Origin of the sequence: Taibaiella koreensis (assembly GCF_003545715.1) — a bacterium.
Lineage (GTDB): Bacteria > Bacteroidota > Bacteroidia > Chitinophagales > Chitinophagaceae > Taibaiella > Taibaiella koreensis.
Window position 1 is genome coordinate 537056 of record NZ_QVNU01000002.1, and the last position, 17156, is coordinate 554211.

Here is a 17156-nt window from a genome sequence, read left to right on the forward strand (position 1 = left end):
GTCATTCTTTTACGCCCGCCAGGTAAGGCGTCAGTACCAATTCATCAACGTCTTCATCACTGCCTTCAAGATGCCGGAAAGAAGGGCCTCTGCTCTTCATCTGGTGTAGGCGAACGCTTAGTGGTCCTGCATTGCCGATCAGCTTCAGCTGTATCGCTCCCATCAGCTGCACCTGCGACATATCGCCCGGGTCGCCTTGCATCAGGCCGTCAATCGTATCTTCCGGCCCTTCTATAGCCGCCTTCAGGTCTTTCGAGATTACCAATACAAACCGGTCGGCATGTCGTACCGAGGTTACCACAAACCAGGACCGGTCCCAGTCCGGCGATTGCGCAATAAGCGCGCCGGCTTTCTGCATTTCCAGGAAGCTACTCACCTCGATGCCCTTGGCCGAAAGCAGGACCCCATTATTCTTTTTAAACTCAAGTGTAACCGCGACTTTCTTTTCGGGCTTCCCTTCCCGGGACCAGGTACTATCCGATCTCAGCGACATCTGGTCGAGCGTATTTGCCTTTGATTTGATAACGACATCGCCTATATAATCTCTTATATTACCGATGCGCTCAAAACAGCCATCTTTGATCAGGCCGAAATCGCCGAGCTCCGTGGGCGCGCCGGGCTGCCATATGGCGTATTCCCGGAGCAGCTTCCAGACCGTGCTGCCGTAACTTTTTTTCATAATTCAATTGGTATGCGATTAGGTGTTTACATCCGGGCTGCCCGGGATGATCTTTACAATAGTATGCGGTATCGATAGCTGGTAATGCCTGGCTGTTTCCAGCAGGAGCATGCCAAGCAATTTCCGGAATATGGAAAAAAAACCGGCAGTGCTTATTCCCACACGCGGTATCCGGTCCAGGAAAGCATCGCAGAGCGCATCTACAGCGTACATCTGCTGTTCCAGCTTCGACCCAAAACCAAAATCAAGACTATGTTCCATGAGAAAGTCTCCTATATGCCTTACCTGGGCTATCATATCTTCTTCCTCATAAGCGGCATGTGTACTGCACAATACTTCCTGCTGCGCAAAAAAGCTAAGCATAGCGATCGCAATATTGCCCTGGCGGTCTCCTTGATTCATCATCAGGGTAATCTTCTTTTTCCCATCCAGGCAGGCTTTGATCAGCAGCTCATGGCTATCCTTCCAGGCCTGTAGCAGTGCTGCCGGATAGTCTTCCGGACTTGCCTCGACCAGGGTCGCATCGTTGGCACATAACCAGATGCCATTTTCCACGCTATCCTGTACCACAGCCACAGCAGGATCGTAGCGGGGATCGCCCTTTCTAAGGCCCCGTATAGCGCAGGCTCTGCCCAACTCAATTGCCCTATCCGGCGCCGCAAGCACAGGGCCTGCAGTAAGCCGCAAACAACCGGGGGCCGAGCATAAACTGCCGGCTCGTTTAAACAGGGTCAATGATGTTTGTTCGGAAAAAAAACAGGCCGCTTTTTCTGGCTGCGGCGCTGCTCTATCTATATCGAGCGGAAGCAGCCCGCAATACTCTTCTATATAAAAATCTACAATCTCCGCAAGCAACAGATTCTCCTGAGGCGTTATACCGGGCCCTTTAAAAGCCCTGTTAAAAGAACCAGGCAGAAGCTTGGACATGTATTGCGCATAGCGCGTGACATCCTTTTCTGTCTGGCTTAATATCCCCAGCTTTATTTTTTCCCGGATATCAGGCCTGCGTAGTAAAATGAATAATGGTTTCGATGCAAATTCCTTAAGCTCTTCCTTAAGCTTCGCCATCGATGCTTTTTTACGTTTACGTTTCTCGTAAATCAACTTGATTTTTTCAAATTTCAAAATAGAGATACTAAGCATAGATATTCATTATCAGGTATTTAAGCCTGGAAAATTTACCACGCTTTTCCATGCTTTACCACACTTTGCCAAACCACCAATGCTGAACGTTTCCCGCCTTTATTTTGACACTGAGATACAGAAAGCACCTGATCGACTTTTACCGGTTAAATGTATATAAAAAGTTTGATTAAGGAGGGCGCCCCTTTCTGCTATGCTCACACAGGCTTCTGACGCTGCAGTATACACAGCATACACTACCTGACCGGCCTTTTGGCCCCTTAGCCCGGATGATCATCCCGGCGTCAGCAAGCCCTTTTTGCAATGACGTTCATAACACAGTCAGGATTATAAAGAATTGATTATCAGATGAAAAAAAATCTGATCAGCCCTTCCTATGTCCCGGCCCAAAATTTTCAGACAATGAAATACTTAGGAATCATTATTGCTATTATAGCAACCCTGCTGTTTGCTTCATGCGGAAAAACAGCATTCGTATCCCCCAAGCCATCACAAGCCGATACCTGTACCGGCCTGAAACACCTTAAAGGTCGTGAAGACGACGATGGTCCACTCATCATGCACATCGTAGCCGATGCCTTCGGGAAGCCCCTGGCGCGTGTGCAGGTAAGCATGAGCAACGGTGGCGAGACCTACCAGGAGTTTACCGACGAGTATGGTCAATGCTTCTTCCACCTTTCATGGTATGGCGATTATAAGGAGCAATTCTTCAAAGAAGGCTATCAGCGGCTGGATACCATGATCACACTCACGGACTCTTCCACGGTCCAAATGATCACGCTCCAACAATAGTATCATTAGTTAACAGTAACATCATAAATATCCGGGATATTCCCGGATATTTTTTATTTTCCGACTATCCGGATATAGGAAACAAAGCCGGTCCTTGAGCTTGTCGAAAGGACAAAGATGGTGCTTCGACAGGCTCAGCAACCGTTATTTAGAAGCAAATTGTATCCTGTTTCCTATATCCGGATAGTCACATTTTATTTTTTCCGGGCATACCAATACCAAACACCATGCGTACCCTTATTCTGCTTCTCTTATGCCTGCCGGCCATATTGGCCGGCTGCAAAAGGAACACCGAAACGGCAGCACAGGCTATCTCCCTTTCGACACTATCTGAACGCGCAAATAATAAAAGCTTGCCGGCTACCGAACGTCTCAAAGCGGCACGAATGGCTTATGATATTTCCATTGCGCAACATAATTTACCGGCGCAGGTAAACAGCATGCGCGCAATAGGTGTGGCTTATTGGAACATGGATAGCCTGCTACAGGCTATGGCGCTCTTCAGAGACCTTGCTGTGCTGGCACACCAGCTGGGAGATAAGGAGAGTGAAGGTGTGGCGCTGCACAATACAGGCCTGCTCCTGAGCGAAAGATCGGCGTATGACAGCGCAATCGTTTACTATGAGAAAGCCGGACGTCTGTTGAAGGAAGTTAAGGATACGGTGAGAGTGATAGAAGGTATGGTCAGCACCGGAATTGCTTATAAGAATATTGCGATGTACGCCCAGGCATTCCGCACGACTTCGGATGCTATCGCCGCCATGAGTCACCTTAATATGCCCGAAGAAAAAGCTACCGCGCTGACGACGCTGGCCAATACCCTGAAAGAGCTCCACCGCCCCTCCGAAGCACTGGAATACCACCGGCAGGCACTCGCCATACGCACGGCTCTGGGTGACAGCTCAGGAATAGCGGGCTCCCTCAATAACCTGGGAAACGTATATAAAAGCACTGGAAGCTATAGCAATGCATTAAACTATTACCTAAAAGCCCTGGAGCTAAAAAGCAGGCTGGGCCTGCGTAAGTCGGCGATCACGACACGCGATAATATTGCGGAAACATACCTGGGGCTACAGCGGTACGATGAGGCTGAGCGCTTTGAATTGCAGGTGTTGTCACAACGGGATTCGCTGACCGATAAGGACGGCTGGATGACCTCCGCTTCCCGTCTTGCAAATATATATGTAGCCAGAGGGCGTTACAAAGAAGCGGGAGCAATAGCCTCCCTGATTGCCCGTATGTCAGACAGCCACGATTACAGAAAGCAGCAAATGGAGAATGCATTGCTTTTGGCAACCATCAGCGGGAAGACCGGCAATTATAAGGCAGCCAACGCTTTTAACACAAAAGCAATAGCGCTGAAGGATAGCTTATTCAACATGGAGCTTTCAGCGGATATATCCAGGATGAATGTATTGCTTGATATGAACAGTAAACAGCAAAAACTACTGCTTACAGAGCAGCGGGTAACGATGCAGGCACAGCAGGTACGGCTTCAGCGTTATTTTCTCTTGCTTCTGTCTGGCATTGTTGTCTTGTTGATAGTGATTGTCTACCTGCTTTACGTTTCCAATAAGCAGCGGCAAAGGGCGCGGGAGCACACGGAGATACTGATGTCGGAATTGAATCACAGAGTAACCAATAATATGCAGATTATATCGGGTATTCTAAACCTGCAGACGCTGACCACCACCGACGAGAAAGAGATCGGCATAATACAGTCGGGGAGAAATCGCGTACAGGCTATGGCTGTTGTTCATCGCATGCTTTATCAAAAAGATTATACCGGGACAGTGGCGATGCCCGGCTTTATTGCGAAGATCGTGTCTAATCTGAAACAGGCTTTCTGGGCCGGCGACGAGCGCTTCCGGCCCGGCCTTCTTATTGATGATGTGCACCTGAAAGCAGACCTGGCCATCCCCCTGGGGCTTATGATCAACGAAACGCTTACCAACACTTTCAAGTATAACCCGGGAACGATAAGCAACATAACCATCAGCTTCAGGCAAACTGATGATCAATATTGCCTTCAGATAACCGACAATGGGATGGCCTGGGATATCCATGAAGCACGGGCGAAGAAAAAAGGCCTTGGACTCATGCTGATCGACATGCTTGCCCGGCAACTAAAAGGGACCGTGCATTACGAACGAAGTGAAGATAAGAATAAGCAAAGTATTACTTTTAGTAAAGCATAGTTTATCATGGAAAATAGAAAAAGAGTACTTATCGTAGAGAACGAGGTCATCCTCAGCTCAGACATGACGATCACATTAACGCATAACGGCTACGAATGCCGGGCGGTAAGTACCGGAGAAGAAGCCATAGCATTACTGTCTCAATTCAACCCCGATATTATTTTGATGGATATAGGACTGGATGGAAAAATAGATGGTATTTCCACGGCAGGCATCATACGCCGGCAGTTGGCTCAACCCATTATTTTCATAACAGAACAAGATGCCGACCCGATTTTTCAGCAGGCGAAACTTACCCAGCCGAACAATTACCTGACCAAGCCCTATACGGATGCTGCGCTATTACGCGCCGTGCAAATGGCGGAGGCCGCACCACCCACTTCTCCCGGAGCCCATGTTCCGGCCGAGATCGGGGATCGTGTAACAGACGGTATTTTTGTTTTTGCCGGCGATGGCTATAGTAAAGTAATTTTCTCCGATATTCTCTGCCTTGAAACGCTTGGTATGTCAACCATCATGTATTGCGAGCACGGAAAGAACTACAAAGTTTCGATCAGCTCAAACAATCTCGCTATTGAACTGGACTACCCGCCCCTGATCAGGGTAAGCCGGTTTCACTATGTCAATATCCATAAGGTTGACCAGATCAAAAAGGATCTGCTGATCGTGGGTACGAAAGAAATACCCTGGAGCAAAAAATACAGGGAAGACATCCTTTCGCGCCTTAAGAAAATCGCGCAAAATAAATGAGCTTGTTTTTCCGGATAAAGCGAGAGCCTGTGCCATACTAGGGACTTCCGCTTTATCGCTATGACTTATCCATTTTTCCGAAAAAGTCGTTAGATTTCCTGTCCAGACCCGTCATGCATCAATCTGGTACAACGATTGATACGCCTGGAATATCAGATTGCGGCATAAATTTAAGCAAATGACCTTTTACGAACGTGAGATCAACCGCATCAGGGCTACGGTCTATGCCAACCGGGGACAGCTGGATACGGTGATTGGTATCAGGAGGCATATCAATGATCATTTCGATACCGGACTAAGCCTGGATGCACTGTCGCATGCCGGGTTCATATCAAAATACCACCTCCTGCGCCTGTTCAAAAAATACTACGGGCAAACACCCAAACAATACCTCAGGGATAAACGCATCGAACAGTCAAAGCTATGTCTGGAAAAAGGAATGAGCGTAGCAGAGACTTGCTATGCTATCGGCTGGGAAAGCCCTTGCTCGTTCAGCACCTTATTCAGGAAAAAAACAGGATGCAGCCCGACCACCTTTCAAAAAGAGCAATTTTCACAATATCGCTTTAACCATAAAGGCGAAGCTTTGCAACATCAAATCTAAATTCCAATGAAGATAAAGATCATAAGCATCCCGGTCCGCGACCAGACAAAAGCCCTGGCATTCTACACCGGCAAGCTCGGCTTTGTAAAGAAAACAGATGCGCCCGTAGGCGAAGACAGGTGGCTCACTGTTGTGAGCAGGGAAGAGCAGGATGGGCCAGAGCTCTTGCTAGAGCCGGCGCCCAATCATTTTGAGCCCGCCCGGGTATACCAGGAAGCCCTTTTCGATGCAGGCATCCCTTATACGCAATTCAACGTGGACAATGTTCAGCAGGAATATGAGCGGCTGGAAGCAATGGGCGTTGCTTTCAGTGTTAAGCCCACCGAAATGGGCACGGTTAAGATCGCCGTATTCGACGATACCTGTGGCAATAATATCCAGATCGTGGAAATGCGTTGACAGGATCGACACAACGATCTTATCCGGCCAAAACACCCCGCTTGATGGCGGGGTGTCATTTTTCGGCTTTTTTACTTTCTGTTACTGCATCGGCAGCTCCTTTTTACAAAGGTGGGGAGCCGGTACGCCAACATACGGCGTAGCAGCTGGCAACAGGCGCTTTTTCCTTCCGGGCCTGAAATGATAAGCGAAGAAAGAATAGCATTGGTTTATCAAGCCCTGGCCCTGTAATTGACCTAATGGCACACTTAAAGTATCGTAACCCAATAGAACGCTACTGGCAGGAAGGGCCATAGACAAGGCTTCCATGAAAACAGTGGGTAGGAATTTCAATGTTTCCATCGATTGTTTCGCGATGAAGTGTCCGGCAATTTTGTTGTTCACTAAACAACAAAACGTTCATGAAAAAGAAAAATCAGAAGAAGCTGAGCCTTAATAGAGTAGTCATTGCAAAGCTTGACAATAGTCAGCAGGAAAGTGTGGCCGGAGGTTTTTGGACATTGGATGTCACTCTTTGCGCCGGTTCCTGCCTTTCTCAATGTCTTTGCCCTATTGAAACGGCAGTAAACGCACCATGCTGTCAGGCGCCAGGTGGCGGTGGCGGCAATGGAGGATCCGGTGGCTGGATATCCGGCCATGCCGTCAAATGCGTGTTGGTTCAGAATTAAACGTACCCGGCTGTTTGGGAACGGACCCCTGCCCATAAAGCGTGAGCCTTTATGGGCAGGTTACCATAGGGCGGGTTCCTCGCTTTTATACCGGCAAGAAAAATCGCTTCTTAATCGTTCAGTAGATAAGATCCTTTTCCGCGCGCTATTTCGCTTCTTCGGCAGCTACGGCCGGCTTCTTGATCGCCGCTTTCTTTTTGGCAGCAGCACGCTTCTTAACCGGAACACCACCTGTTTTCCGGGGACTTGCTTTCTTTGGTTGCGGTGGCACAGCCGGTTCCTCTTTGCGGGCAGGCTTATCGCTATTGTCAATACCGGCAGTAAGAAGCTTAACCGCTTTCTTTACCCTGGAATTGAATTTTCTTTCTCCTAAAAAATCTTTCAGCTTACCCAAAGCTTGTTCCAGCTGGAAAGTGACTTCTTCTTTTAATACTTTTTTGGCGTTTTTGCTCATGTTGGCTTTTTAAAAGTTAACACAAAAATAATATTACGCCGGCACTTCCAATGTTAAGTTTTGCGCCGGCAGCGACAAAGGCGCTCTCCGCCCGGTTTCCGGCAGCGGCACAACGCCCATACCACCCCCCTAAAGAATGCTTCCCCGTAATGCTTTTCCCTCAGATCGCTGTTACAGCAACGATGCACGGCAATGATTCTCTATGGGACCGCCACGGGGGTATACCACTTATACCTGATTTCCCTGTACCCCTATTATTTGCGTTCAACCTTCCATGATCTCATATAACAGACCCCTGAAAAAAAATTTCACGTTCTTGTCACAAATAGCCTTTTCATCCGTCTTCCTTTTATAAACACAGCCTATTCCTTGAAAGCGCTCCTGAACTCGAGGCCCAAGTATATCCGGTTTGCCACAAGTATCCTGGGCAATGAGCAGGACGCCGAAGACGCGGTGCAGGATTGCTACATCCGCCTGTGGGAACAGAACAGGGAAAGCAGTGTCCGGAACCTCGAGGCCTATATGATGCAGGCAGTACGTAATGCTTGTCTCGATCGGCTGCGGAGGCGCCGGCCCGAACAGCTGGACGAAGGCTACTGGGAAAGCAAAGTACAAGCGCCGGATGTGTGGCAGCAGATCATCGATAAGGACCAGGTGAAGCAGTTGCAGCAGTTGTTGCAATTACTGAGCGAAAAGCAACGGACCGTGTTCTACCTGCGCGATATAGAAGGTTACGAGCTGAGCGAGATCGAAGGGCTTATGGGTATCAGCAACGAGGCGGTAAGGGCACAATTGTCCCGTGCCCGGAAACAATTAAGAGAACTGTACAATCAAAGATCATGAAGGACATCAAAGCTTTGCTGGAGAAGTATTACAACGGGGAGACGTCCCTTGAGGAAGAACGCCGGATACAAAATCACTTTGCACAGCACCCCGGTGAGGCCGGCCCCGATGCGCAGCTGTTCCAGGCCATCGACGCCGCGCAGTCCGGAAGAAATCCGGCACGCCATGCCAGACGCCGCTTCAGGCCACTCCGGTACCTGGCCATAGGCGGGCCGGCGCTGGCCGCAGGTATGGCGCTTTGGTTCATGCTGCGCCAGGCAGATCCTTCTCCACAAGCCACCCGGCCCGCAGCCGTACCACCGGCGCAGCAAACGATAAGCGCCGCGATCCTGGTGAGGCCTGAGCTCTCGGGCGAAATACAGGATGAGCAACAGGCGCTGGAACAGGCGCGCAAAGCTTTGGCCTACGTAAGCAGCAAGCTGAACAAAGGCGTCAATGGCATCGGTCGCTTCAGTAAGCTGGAACAATCCATTTCAAAAATTCAAACCAAGGAAAAATCATGAAACAGATAAAGATCATTCTGCTTATCCTCTTGCTGCTCCCGGTGCTGGCTTCGGCGCAGGAAAGCCCGGCGCAGAAATGGCTGCATTCCTTTGAAGGTAGGAGCGGTATCACTACCGTAAGCATTACCAGCGCTATGTTTAAGCTCTTGTCGAAGATCAGCTCCTCCGATCCCGAGTACCAGGATATCGTACGTTTTGCTGCAAAGCTGCAGGATTTCAAGATCGTGCTCATAGACAGCGACGACCCCAAAAAAGCGCCGGCCAAGGCCGAGTTCAACCGTCTGCTGAGCAGCGCGCCGTTGAGCCAGTTCGAAGAGCTGATGTCGATCAGGGAAAGCGATAACCATATCGTGTTCCGTGTGATGCAACGCAACAACCATATCCAGGAGCTCATTATGACGATCTCCGGCGACGACCAGGCCATTATATTCATCAAGGGCGATTTTAAGCTGAATGAGCTCACCCAAATATCGGACGACATGAATATTACCGGCATGGACAAAATCAAAAAACTAAAAAAATAACCACCATGAAAAAGATAATTGTTATTCTCAGCCTCCTGCTGATCACCTTTTGCAGCGCAAGCTATGCCGGCGACAACCTGCAACGCTTCTATGCCCGCCACCGGACCGATGACAATGTGGAATCCATAAAGCTACCGCGGATGCTTCTGGCGCTCATTCCCAAAGACCGCGACACACGCCGGCTGCTCCGTTGCCTGAAATCTGTAAGGATATTCCAGATGGAAGCATTGAAAGACCGGCAGGCCGTCCTGGGCGAGCTGCAGCAAGCCCTGGCACAAGACAATTTCGAAAGTCTGTTGCAAGTAACAGACGATGACAGCCGGGTGAATATCTATATCAACCAGGACGCACAGAAGATCCGGCATATGTTCATTATGGTCGACGACGATAAAGAGCTGGTATTGCTTCAGGCGAAGACCAGGATCACTTTCGACCAGCTCAACGATTTGCTGAAGAGCGAAAAAAACGGCAACAATAAATCCGGCCTTAAAAAGCTGGTCAGCCTTAAAAGTTAACCGGACAGTAATACCCTATCGCCACAGCACAAGAAAGCCGCCATAATGGCGGCTTTCGGCATATTTTAGGTTACAAATCCTGCTCCTATCCTACCTGGCAATGCAGGGTTGCGCAGCAATTGCTCACATATCTTGAGGCTATCGTGCCATCTAAAGTGCAGGTAGGTGTACAGGCGCCGGTCTGGATACAGCTTTGCAGCGTAAACGGTGCGCCGCCTTTAACGGTTTCTGCATCAAGGCTCGTAATGGTTTGCTTCTTTAAGGTCAAAGCAGTCAGGGAAAGTTTGGCTTTTTTCATGCTATCGGTGGTTTGGTGAACAATACTCAAATATACAAATATTTTAATTATAATTCAACCTTGCAACTGAGCCATGCTTCCCTCCCTTTCCGGAGCTCTTGCCACGATCTGCTTATAGAAAAGATCAGGCCTGGAACTGCAGGCGCATGCCTTTTACCGAATCGTTTAGCTTGCCCTGCTCAAATACCACATTGCCGCTGACGATCGTATGAGTTACCGTTGCCGGGAACGTATTGCCCTCCAGCGGCGACCAACCGCATTGGTACAGGATATTGCTTTTATCAACAGTATAGCTGGTATGGGGATCGACCAGCACCAGGTCGGCCCAATAGCCTTCGCGCAGGTAACCGCGCTCTTCGATACGGAAACATTCGGCCGGCGCATGGCACATTTTTTCCACTACCTTTTCCAGGCTGATGCGACCTTCCTGTACGTAATGCAGCATCATTTGCAACGAGTGTTGCACCAGGGGCAGACCCGAGGGCGCTTTACCATAAGGCTGCTGCTTTTCTTCCCAGGTATGCGGCGCATGGTCGGTAGCAATAATATCGAGACGATCGTCGAGCAGGGCCTTCCACAAGGCTTCTTTATGATGCGGCGCTTTAATAGCAGGGTTGCATTGGATGAGCGTTCCCAACCTTGCATAGTCGTCGGCCGTGAAATGCAGGTGATGCACGCACACCTCGTTCGTGATGCGTTTATCCTTTATCGGAAACATATTGGTGAACAGCTGCAGCTCCCTTTCGGTAGAAATATGCAGGATATGCAGGCGGGTACCGTGCTGCTTGGCCAGCTGTACAGCAGAGAAAGAAGATTCAAAGCAGGCTTCCTCGTTGCGGATCAGGGGATGGAAGGAGGCATTATCGGCATCGGCATATTTTTCCTTATTGGCTTTGATGATACGCTCATCTTCGCAATGCGTGGCGATCAGCAACTCGGTATCGCCAAATATCTTGTTGAGGGTAACATAGTTATCCACCAGCATATTGCCGGTGCTGGAGCCCATAAAGATCTTAATGCCGCACACATCGCGCTTTTTGGCATTGGTCTTCAGCACCTCTTCCACATTGTCGTTGGCCACACCCATAAAGAAGGAGTAGTTGGCCAGGGAGGTAGCGGCCGCGCGGTCGTACTTCTGTTCGAGCAGCTCTTGCGTAGTCGCCGGGGGATTGGTATTGGGCATCTCCATGAAGGAGGTGGTACCGCCTGCCACGGCTGCGCGGGCTTCGGAGCCTATGGTTGCTTTATGGGTAAGGCCGGGCTCGCGAAAATGCACCTGGTCGTCGATCACACCGGGCATCAGCCATTTTCCGGTAGCGTCTATCTCCTGTACGGCGCCGCCAGGGTCGATCTGCGCAGCGATCTTTTCTATTCTTCCGTTACGGACCAGGAGGTCGGCTTGCCATTGTTTGCCTTCGTTGATGAGGGTAGCATTTTTGATCAGTAGGGATTGCGCCATGTTTATCGTGGATATTTAAGCGCAAAGGTAGGTGATGACGTTCATTTTCAGGATAACGCTTTCTTCAAAAGAGCTGCAGATGCCCTCTTTAGAAGGCCTCGAGCGCCTGTATACGCTTTTCGATAGGCGGATGGGTAGCAAACAGCTGATGCAGGGAAAAAGAGCTTTTGCGTTCCGGTGAGGGATGATCGATAAACAACTGCGCCACATCCTGGTTTTCTACCGCTTCAATATAGGGGTCCTCGGCGATCTTGCGCAAGGCACTCGCCAGCGCCTCAGGATTCCGTGTCATCTCCGCTGCACCGGCGTCGGCCATATATTCCCGGCCGCGGCTGATGCCGAAACGCAGCAGCATCGATATAAAATAGGCAATAGCAGTGACCGCAATGGCGACCAGCACGATCACACCGCTGTTATCCTTATCCCGGCTACGCCTGCCGCCGGAGAAGAAGAAGCTGCGCATGGCGATCTGGCTCAGGAAGGCGAAAATGCCGACGAATACAATAGAAATGATGAGCAGCCGTACATCGCGGTTACGGATATGCGTGAGCTCATGGGCAATAACGCCTTCCAGCTCCGCATCGTTGAGCTTCGCGATAATACCACGCGACAGGGTAACGGCATAGGTGCTTTCGTTGATGCCGCTGGCATAGGCGTTGAGCGAGTCATCTTCGATCACATAGACCGCAGGCATCTTCATACCCTGGGAGATGCAAAGGTTTTCAACCAGATTGTACACCCGGGTATTGTCCCGGCGCTCCAGGGGATGCGCTCCTGTCGCCGCCCTGATCATAGCATTATGGGCGAAATAGGCGATCGCAAACCATATGGCGGTGCCACCCAACACAAAGGGCAAGACGCGGATAAAGGCTACATTCACCGCGCTTTTATCCCTGTTGAAAAAAAAGAGAAAAACATAAACCATGCCCAGGAGCAGCAGGGGAAATGCTGCCAGCAACAGGAAGGTATTGCGGTTGTTGCGACTGATCTGCGTCTGTATGCCTACGTAGGCCATAGGATTAAAGGAAAACCGGCAGGAGGGCCTGCCGGCTTATTGGGAAAGATGAGCTTAAAAATTGATCTGGGGTGGCGTTTCCATTGTTGTACGCTGCTCGGCGCTCAGCTCATACATAGGCTGCCGGCTAAAGCCGAAATTGCGGGCCATTATATTGCCGGGAAACGATTCAACGGCATTGTTCAGCTCGCGTGTAGCGCCATTGAAATAACGGCGGGCAGCGGCAAGCTTGTTTTCAATATCAGCAATCTCGCCCTGCAGCTGCAGGAAATTGGTATTGGCTTTCAGGTCGGGATAAGCCTCTACGCTCACCCGCAGCCCCTGCAATGCCTGGGTAAGCTGGGTATCGGCCTGTATTTTATCGTTAATATTACCGGCGCCCATCACAGCAGAGCGCGCCTGCGTAATGCGCTCCAGCAGATCTTTTTCGTGGGCGGCATAGCCCTTGACCGTACTCACGAGCTGCGGAATAAGATCGTTACGCTGGCGTAGCTGCACGTCGATATCGGCAAATGCGTTTTCGCGGTTGTTGCGAAACCGGACGAGCTTATTGTATAGCCCTATGAGCCAGAATACAATAAGCGCAATAAGCGCAGCGACGATGATAGTGGGGACCATAAGCAATAATTTTTTATCTAACGAAAATAGTGCTTTTTTAAGCTTTGCAGGTAGGTTGGCAGCAATGATGCCCTTCCCCGGGACAGGAATAATGCAGCATATGGTCGTCATCCTTATTTTACGCTAACAGTATTTTAGGATTTGTATCCCAAGGAATAACCAATGCGATCTTGTTTTTTTGCGTCTATCAACGTGGCCAAAGCCGCCTGCGCGCTCAAGGCCGCCAATAATTCAATAAATTGCTGAAACCGTATGTTGAAAAGAAATTTAGCGACGCTCTCCCTGCTGTTTGGAACCTTGATGGTACTCTTATCTGCCTGCAAAAAAGAAGACATTATCCTGAATAACGGCAATCAGCTACGCTACCTGTTCCTGCACCTGCAAACCACGCCGCAGAGCTTTACCGTAACCGCGGGCATCGATCAAACGGTCACAGGCAATAAAGGTACGCTGCTGAAGTTCGGCCCGCAGTCGTTCAAAGATGCGCAGGGCAACCTGATCAGCAGTGGTACCATTAATATAGAGCTCACGGAGATGTACAAGCCCGGCGACATGATCGCCAACCGTGTAGCGACGACTACGGTAGGACAACGGCGGCTGCAAAGCGGCGGATCGGTAAAGGTCGTCGCCAGCATGAACGGCAACGAGGTTTTTACCAGTGGCTATAGTATTGGTTTCCAGCAGCCGGCTTACTCCGATAAGCCCATGGCCCTGTTTTATGGCGTAGAACAGGTCGATTCTGCCGGTACCCGTGTGGTATGGGGCGACAATACCGGGCAACAGGTAATGGAGACCACCAAAATCTCCACCAATACCTTTTACTTGTTCGATACCTGTACAGCCTTCAACTGGATCAACTGCGACTATTTCTATTCTGCCCCCGACCCAAAGACGCAGGTGAAGGTGACGCTGCCCGACAATAGCTATGATGCTTTCAATACCCAGGTATACATCGTGTTCCCTGCTATCAATTCGGTAAGTTCAATGGATATTTATGATCCCGCCAACCATGTTTTCAGCCTGAGTCATGACAACTATATGCTACCCGTAGGCGCCACCATACACATTGTGACCCTGGGCGCCAGGAACGGCAGCTATTTCATGGATGTTCAAAAAAATGTAACGGTTACCCAGGGATTGAATGTTTCGGTTACGCCCGCAACGCATTCGATCGACGATATACAGGCTGCCCTGGGCGGCCTGTAATACAGCTTCATCCGGTACGAGGGATACAGCAAAAAGCGCAGTTGTTTATACGACTGTGCTTTTTTATTGCCCCGAAAAAGTAGATATCGCTCTTCATGTGCCAGGTGGGGCTTTTTTTAAAAAAAATGTCCTAATATTTTTTTCGTACGAAAAATTTCCTACCTTCGGATTATGAATACAGGGAGCAACGATAAACGCACAGAACCGACCAAGTCCGAGCTGGAGATCCTGAAGGTGATCTGGGAATGCGGTACCTCAACTGTCCGTTTTGTCAACGACAAGCTTAACGAGCAACGGGAAGTCAATTATACCACTACCCTTAAGCTGATGCAGATCATGGTGGACAAGGGTATTCTGAAACGCGACGAACGCCATATGAAGCATACCTACAGCCTGGCCGAGGAAGAGCAGGAGACCAAGGCCCACTTGCTGGAAAAATTTGTGGATACGGTATACCGAGGTTCTGCCAGCAAATTGGTGATGCAGCTGCTGGGACATAAGAAAACGACCAAAAAGGAGCTACAGGAGATCAAGGACCTGCTGAAACAACTTGAAGATTAACCTAACCTATAATAACAGGCGACTATGAATAGTCCTATTTTCCCCAACCCACTCGTTCAGGCGCTTTACCTTACCCTGGCCCATTCACTATGGCAGGGCCTGTTGCTGGCCGCCGTTACCGGCTTCATTATCCTGAGTACCCGGCGCGCGCCGGCCGTCCGTCGCTACAACCTGCTCACAGCGGCTTTGCTGCTGTTTGTTGCCGGGTCTGTGCTTACGTTTATAGGATCCTGGCCGCCGGAGGAGGCGGGAAATGGAACTGCCGTCGCATTTACTTACGGGAGGGTTAACCTGGCTGCCATGCCGGTTACCGTTTCCGGAGAAACGAGTTGGGTACAGAACCTCATTGGTTTTTGCAACCGGAATGCCGGAAATATCGTCCTGCTTTGGTTGGCGGTAGTCGGTCTCCGCAGCCTTAGTCTTGTTGCCGGCATACGTAGCTTGCGTCGCCTGCGTTATAGCGCCGACTTCCGCGCGGAGCCGGTATGGGCTAGTGTGGTACATGACCTGGCCGCCCGTGCGGGCGTACGGCAGGTTGTACGCCTTGCCGAGTCGGCGGCCATAAAGGTGCCTATGGTTATGGGGCATCTCAAACCGCTGATCCTTTTGCCGGTAGGACTGCTCACAGCCCTGCCCCTGGCCGAGATCGAAGCCATATTGCTGCACGAGCTGGCCCATATACGCCGCAGGGATTACCTGGTCAACCTGCTCCAATGCTTTACCGAAACCCTTTTCTTTTTCAACCCGGCCGTATGGTGGCTTTCCTCATTGATGCGTACAGAGAGAGAGCATTGCTGCGACGATATTACTTTAACACAGGTAGGCAGCAAAAAACATTATATCAATGCCCTTGTTTCCTGCCAGGAATATGTGCTGCAAATGCCCGCCTGCGCCGTTGCTCTGAATGGCGGCAAAAACAACCTGCTGCACCGGGTAAAGCGTATTGTCAGTCACAAAAATCCTTCTCTGAACCTGGTGGAGAAATCATTACTTACCATTTGCCTGCTTGGAAGCGGTTTATTGATGGTGGCCTTTTCCACCCATCACAAAAAAGATACTGCCGCACCGCCGGCAAAGACGCCCCCCGCAGCGACCATAACCAGGAGAACGCAGTCCGAATCTGTAACTAGCACGACCAGTCATGCCGGCAACAGCCTACCGGTCCGGAATGCCGTAACGACCGGAGCGCCATCACAGGCTACGGGTAGGACACTGAATGTTGCAGTCCCGGTACAAGTGTCCATTCCCCTCAATGTTGCGATTGCCGCCAGCCCCGAACCGGCAGCGCCCGCGCTTGCTGCTCCTGAAAATAGCGCTTCCGAGCCGGCGGTTGCCGCAAATGCAAAGGTGTACAATGCTAGCACGGTCCAGGACCAGCAGCAGGATGAAGAGCGCAGGAAAGCGGAGCTTGCACAACAAAAAGCGCGGGAAGCAAGCCGCCAGGCTGACCAGGCCAGAGCCCGGGCCGATGAAGCACGCCGCCAGGCAGACGAAGCCCGTAGCCGCGCCGATATAGCCCGTAATAAAGCTGAAGAGGTGGCCCGGCGTACTGCAGACGAAGCCCGCCGTCACGCCGAAGCATCCCGCCGCCAGGCGGAAGATGCCGCCCGCCAGCAAGCCAACGAGGCCTATCGCCAGGCCGATGAAAATCGCAGGAAGGCCGATGAGGACCGCCGCAAAAGCGAATCGACATCGAGTGTAATTCTGAACGGGCTGGTCCGGGACGGCATCATTAGCAAGAATGACCGGAAGACGTCGTTCAAGCTATCCGATAGCAAATTTGTGGTCAATGGTGTAAAACAATCCCAGCCTGTATTCCAGAAGTATCGCGACGCTTACGTTAAAGCCAACGGAAAGTCGGCCGGCGGCTCCTGGACGGTACAGTATCAGTACAGCAAAGACTAAAACAGCAGGCTCCGGATCAATC

The 17156-nt window shown here is 50.5% G+C and carries 21 protein-coding genes; 13 read left to right on the forward strand and 8 right to left on the reverse strand.

Annotated features, from left to right (window positions below; all coding sequences use genetic code 11):
• Position 1: 1 nt before the first annotated feature.
• The gene (locus tag DZK30_RS09385; RefSeq protein ID WP_118973868.1) at positions 2 to 679 is read right to left on the reverse strand and encodes a hypothetical protein; all 678 of its coding nucleotides are present in this window, start codon (positions 677 to 679) and stop codon (positions 2 to 4) included.
• A gap of 18 nt (positions 680 to 697) precedes the next feature.
• Entirely contained in the window at positions 698 to 1747 is a 1050-nt protein-coding gene (locus DZK30_RS09390) for a hypothetical protein (protein ID WP_162902983.1), read from the reverse strand.
• A 477-nt stretch (positions 1748 to 2224) separates the two neighbouring features.
• Between DZK30_RS09390 and DZK30_RS09395 the strand changes: the two genes are divergently transcribed.
• The 5 genes from DZK30_RS09395 (at position 2225) to DZK30_RS09415 (ending at position 6565) form a co-directional block, all read left to right on the forward strand.
• Positions 2225 to 2614 (forward strand): peptidase associated/transthyretin-like domain-containing protein, encoded by a 390-nt coding sequence (locus DZK30_RS09395; RefSeq protein WP_162902984.1) that lies wholly within the window; start codon positions 2225 to 2227, stop codon positions 2612 to 2614.
• A 227-nt stretch (positions 2615 to 2841) separates the two neighbouring features.
• On the forward strand, positions 2842 to 4812 hold the full coding sequence (locus DZK30_RS09400) for a tetratricopeptide repeat protein (protein ID WP_118973871.1): 1971 nt from the start codon (positions 2842 to 2844) through the stop codon (positions 4810 to 4812).
• Between the two features lie 6 nt (positions 4813 to 4818).
• Positions 4819 to 5562 (forward strand): response regulator, encoded by a 744-nt coding sequence (locus DZK30_RS09405; RefSeq protein ID WP_118973872.1) that lies wholly within the window; start codon positions 4819 to 4821, stop codon positions 5560 to 5562.
• A gap of 178 nt (positions 5563 to 5740) precedes the next feature.
• The gene (locus tag DZK30_RS09410; RefSeq protein ID WP_118973873.1) at positions 5741 to 6166 is read left to right on the forward strand and encodes a helix-turn-helix domain-containing protein; all 426 of its coding nucleotides are present in this window, start codon (positions 5741 to 5743) and stop codon (positions 6164 to 6166) included.
• Between the two features lie 6 nt (positions 6167 to 6172).
• Positions 6173 to 6565: a VOC family protein gene (locus tag DZK30_RS09415; protein ID WP_118973874.1), complete on the forward strand. Its 393-nt coding sequence runs from the start codon at positions 6173 to 6175 to the stop codon at positions 6563 to 6565.
• An 81-nt stretch (positions 6566 to 6646) separates the two neighbouring features.
• Here DZK30_RS09415 and DZK30_RS09420 read toward each other — a convergent pair whose 3' ends face one another.
• Positions 6647 to 6907: a hypothetical protein gene (locus tag DZK30_RS09420; protein WP_162902985.1), complete on the reverse strand. Its 261-nt coding sequence runs from the start codon at positions 6905 to 6907 to the stop codon at positions 6647 to 6649.
• 59 nt (positions 6908 to 6966) lie between these two features.
• Between DZK30_RS09420 and DZK30_RS09425 the strand changes: the two genes are divergently transcribed.
• Positions 6967 to 7233, forward strand: a complete 267-nt coding sequence (locus tag DZK30_RS09425) for a class I lanthipeptide (protein ID WP_118973876.1) — start codon at positions 6967 to 6969, stop codon at positions 7231 to 7233.
• Between the two features lie 145 nt (positions 7234 to 7378).
• Here DZK30_RS09425 and DZK30_RS09430 read toward each other — a convergent pair whose 3' ends face one another.
• Complete coding sequence (locus DZK30_RS09430; protein WP_118973877.1) at positions 7379 to 7687, reverse strand: hypothetical protein; 309 nt, start codon at positions 7685 to 7687, stop codon at positions 7379 to 7381.
• A 369-nt stretch (positions 7688 to 8056) separates the two neighbouring features.
• Here DZK30_RS09430 and DZK30_RS09435 point away from each other — a divergent pair, with 369 nt between their 5' ends.
• The 4 genes from DZK30_RS09435 to DZK30_RS09450 are packed head-to-tail and all read left to right on the forward strand — an operon-like array spanning position 8057 to position 10072.
• Complete coding sequence (locus tag DZK30_RS09435; protein ID WP_162902986.1) at positions 8057 to 8530, forward strand: RNA polymerase sigma factor; 474 nt, start codon at positions 8057 to 8059, stop codon at positions 8528 to 8530.
• A complete protein-coding gene (locus DZK30_RS09440) occupies positions 8527 to 9033 on the forward strand; it encodes a hypothetical protein (protein WP_118973879.1) in 507 nt (168 codons plus the stop codon). Before DZK30_RS09435 ends, DZK30_RS09440 begins: the two co-directional genes overlap by 4 nt.
• Positions 9030 to 9557, forward strand: a complete 528-nt coding sequence (locus DZK30_RS09445; protein ID WP_118973880.1) for a DUF4252 domain-containing protein — start codon at positions 9030 to 9032, stop codon at positions 9555 to 9557. Before DZK30_RS09440 ends, DZK30_RS09445 begins: the two co-directional genes overlap by 4 nt.
• 5 nt (positions 9558 to 9562) lie before the next feature.
• On the forward strand, positions 9563 to 10072 hold the full coding sequence (locus tag DZK30_RS09450) for a DUF4252 domain-containing protein (RefSeq protein WP_118973881.1): 510 nt from the start codon (positions 9563 to 9565) through the stop codon (positions 10070 to 10072).
• An 85-nt stretch (positions 10073 to 10157) separates the two neighbouring features.
• Here the strand turns inward: DZK30_RS09450 and DZK30_RS09455 are convergent, their stop codons facing one another.
• The 4 genes from DZK30_RS09455 to DZK30_RS09470 form a co-directional block, all read right to left on the reverse strand.
• Complete coding sequence (locus DZK30_RS09455) at positions 10158 to 10370, reverse strand: hypothetical protein (protein WP_118973882.1); 213 nt, start codon at positions 10368 to 10370, stop codon at positions 10158 to 10160.
• Positions 10371 to 10494: 124 nt separating this feature from the next.
• Positions 10495 to 11829, reverse strand: a complete 1335-nt coding sequence (locus tag DZK30_RS09460) for a dihydroorotase (RefSeq protein ID WP_118973883.1) — start codon at positions 11827 to 11829, stop codon at positions 10495 to 10497.
• 88 nt (positions 11830 to 11917) lie between these two features.
• Positions 11918 to 12844, reverse strand: coding sequence for a M48 family metallopeptidase (locus tag DZK30_RS09465; RefSeq protein WP_118973884.1), 927 nt, complete (start codon positions 12842 to 12844; stop codon positions 11918 to 11920).
• 54 nt (positions 12845 to 12898) lie between these two features.
• Positions 12899 to 13462 (reverse strand): LemA family protein, encoded by a 564-nt coding sequence (locus tag DZK30_RS09470; RefSeq protein WP_118973885.1) that lies wholly within the window; start codon positions 13460 to 13462, stop codon positions 12899 to 12901.
• 252 nt (positions 13463 to 13714) lie between these two features.
• On the opposite strand from DZK30_RS09470, the gene DZK30_RS09475 reads away from it, so the two are divergent.
• From DZK30_RS09475 to DZK30_RS09485, 3 genes are all read left to right on the forward strand, one after another.
• The gene (locus DZK30_RS09475; RefSeq protein ID WP_118973886.1) at positions 13715 to 14668 is read left to right on the forward strand and encodes a hypothetical protein; all 954 of its coding nucleotides are present in this window, start codon (positions 13715 to 13717) and stop codon (positions 14666 to 14668) included.
• Positions 14669 to 14839: 171 nt separating this feature from the next.
• On the forward strand, positions 14840 to 15229 hold the full coding sequence (locus DZK30_RS09480) for a BlaI/MecI/CopY family transcriptional regulator (protein ID WP_118973887.1): 390 nt from the start codon (positions 14840 to 14842) through the stop codon (positions 15227 to 15229).
• Positions 15230 to 15253: 24 nt separating this feature from the next.
• Positions 15254 to 17134: a M56 family metallopeptidase gene (locus tag DZK30_RS09485; RefSeq protein ID WP_118973888.1), complete on the forward strand. Its 1881-nt coding sequence runs from the start codon at positions 15254 to 15256 to the stop codon at positions 17132 to 17134.
• Positions 17135 to 17156 lie beyond the last annotated feature (22 nt).

What these genes read in the sequence shown, in the direction of transcription:
- DZK30_RS09405 (WP_118973872.1), top strand. Translation starts at nt 4,819, where the DNA reads ATGGAAAATAGAAAAAGAGTACTTATCGTAGAGAACGAGGTCATCCTC.
- DZK30_RS09475 (WP_118973886.1), top strand. Translation starts at nt 13,715, where the DNA reads ATGTTGAAAAGAAATTTAGCGACGCTCTCCCTGCTGTTTGGAACCTTG.
- DZK30_RS09425 (WP_118973876.1), top strand. Translation starts at nt 6,967, where the DNA reads ATGAAAAAGAAAAATCAGAAGAAGCTGAGCCTTAATAGAGTAGTCATT.
- DZK30_RS09440 (WP_118973879.1), top strand. Translation starts at nt 8,527, where the DNA reads ATGAAGGACATCAAAGCTTTGCTGGAGAAGTATTACAACGGGGAGACG.
- DZK30_RS09385 (WP_118973868.1), bottom strand. Translation starts at nt 679, where the DNA reads ATGAAAAAAAGTTACGGCAGCACGGTCTGGAAGCTGCTCCGGGAATAC.
- DZK30_RS09465 (WP_118973884.1), bottom strand. Translation starts at nt 12,844, where the DNA reads ATGGCCTACGTAGGCATACAGACGCAGATCAGTCGCAACAACCGCAAT.
- DZK30_RS09395 (WP_162902984.1), top strand. Translation starts at nt 2,225, where the DNA reads ATGAAATACTTAGGAATCATTATTGCTATTATAGCAACCCTGCTGTTT.
- DZK30_RS09455 (WP_118973882.1), bottom strand. Translation starts at nt 10,370, where the DNA reads ATGAAAAAAGCCAAACTTTCCCTGACTGCTTTGACCTTAAAGAAGCAA.
- DZK30_RS09430 (WP_118973877.1), bottom strand. Translation starts at nt 7,687, where the DNA reads ATGAGCAAAAACGCCAAAAAAGTATTAAAAGAAGAAGTCACTTTCCAG.
- DZK30_RS09460 (WP_118973883.1), bottom strand. Translation starts at nt 11,829, where the DNA reads ATGGCGCAATCCCTACTGATCAAAAATGCTACCCTCATCAACGAAGGC.
- DZK30_RS09480 (WP_118973887.1), top strand. Translation starts at nt 14,840, where the DNA reads ATGAATACAGGGAGCAACGATAAACGCACAGAACCGACCAAGTCCGAG.
- DZK30_RS09390 (WP_162902983.1), bottom strand. Translation starts at nt 1,747, where the DNA reads ATGGCGAAGCTTAAGGAAGAGCTTAAGGAATTTGCATCGAAACCATTA.
- DZK30_RS09445 (WP_118973880.1), top strand. Translation starts at nt 9,030, where the DNA reads ATGAAACAGATAAAGATCATTCTGCTTATCCTCTTGCTGCTCCCGGTG.
- DZK30_RS09485 (WP_118973888.1), top strand. Translation starts at nt 15,254, where the DNA reads ATGAATAGTCCTATTTTCCCCAACCCACTCGTTCAGGCGCTTTACCTT.
- DZK30_RS09415 (WP_118973874.1), top strand. Translation starts at nt 6,173, where the DNA reads ATGAAGATAAAGATCATAAGCATCCCGGTCCGCGACCAGACAAAAGCC.
- DZK30_RS09450 (WP_118973881.1), top strand. Translation starts at nt 9,563, where the DNA reads ATGAAAAAGATAATTGTTATTCTCAGCCTCCTGCTGATCACCTTTTGC.
- DZK30_RS09400 (WP_118973871.1), top strand. Translation starts at nt 2,842, where the DNA reads ATGCGTACCCTTATTCTGCTTCTCTTATGCCTGCCGGCCATATTGGCC.
- DZK30_RS09410 (WP_118973873.1), top strand. Translation starts at nt 5,741, where the DNA reads ATGACCTTTTACGAACGTGAGATCAACCGCATCAGGGCTACGGTCTAT.
- DZK30_RS09470 (WP_118973885.1), bottom strand. Translation starts at nt 13,462, where the DNA reads ATGGTCCCCACTATCATCGTCGCTGCGCTTATTGCGCTTATTGTATTC.
- DZK30_RS09420 (WP_162902985.1), bottom strand. Translation starts at nt 6,907, where the DNA reads ATGGAAACATTGAAATTCCTACCCACTGTTTTCATGGAAGCCTTGTCT.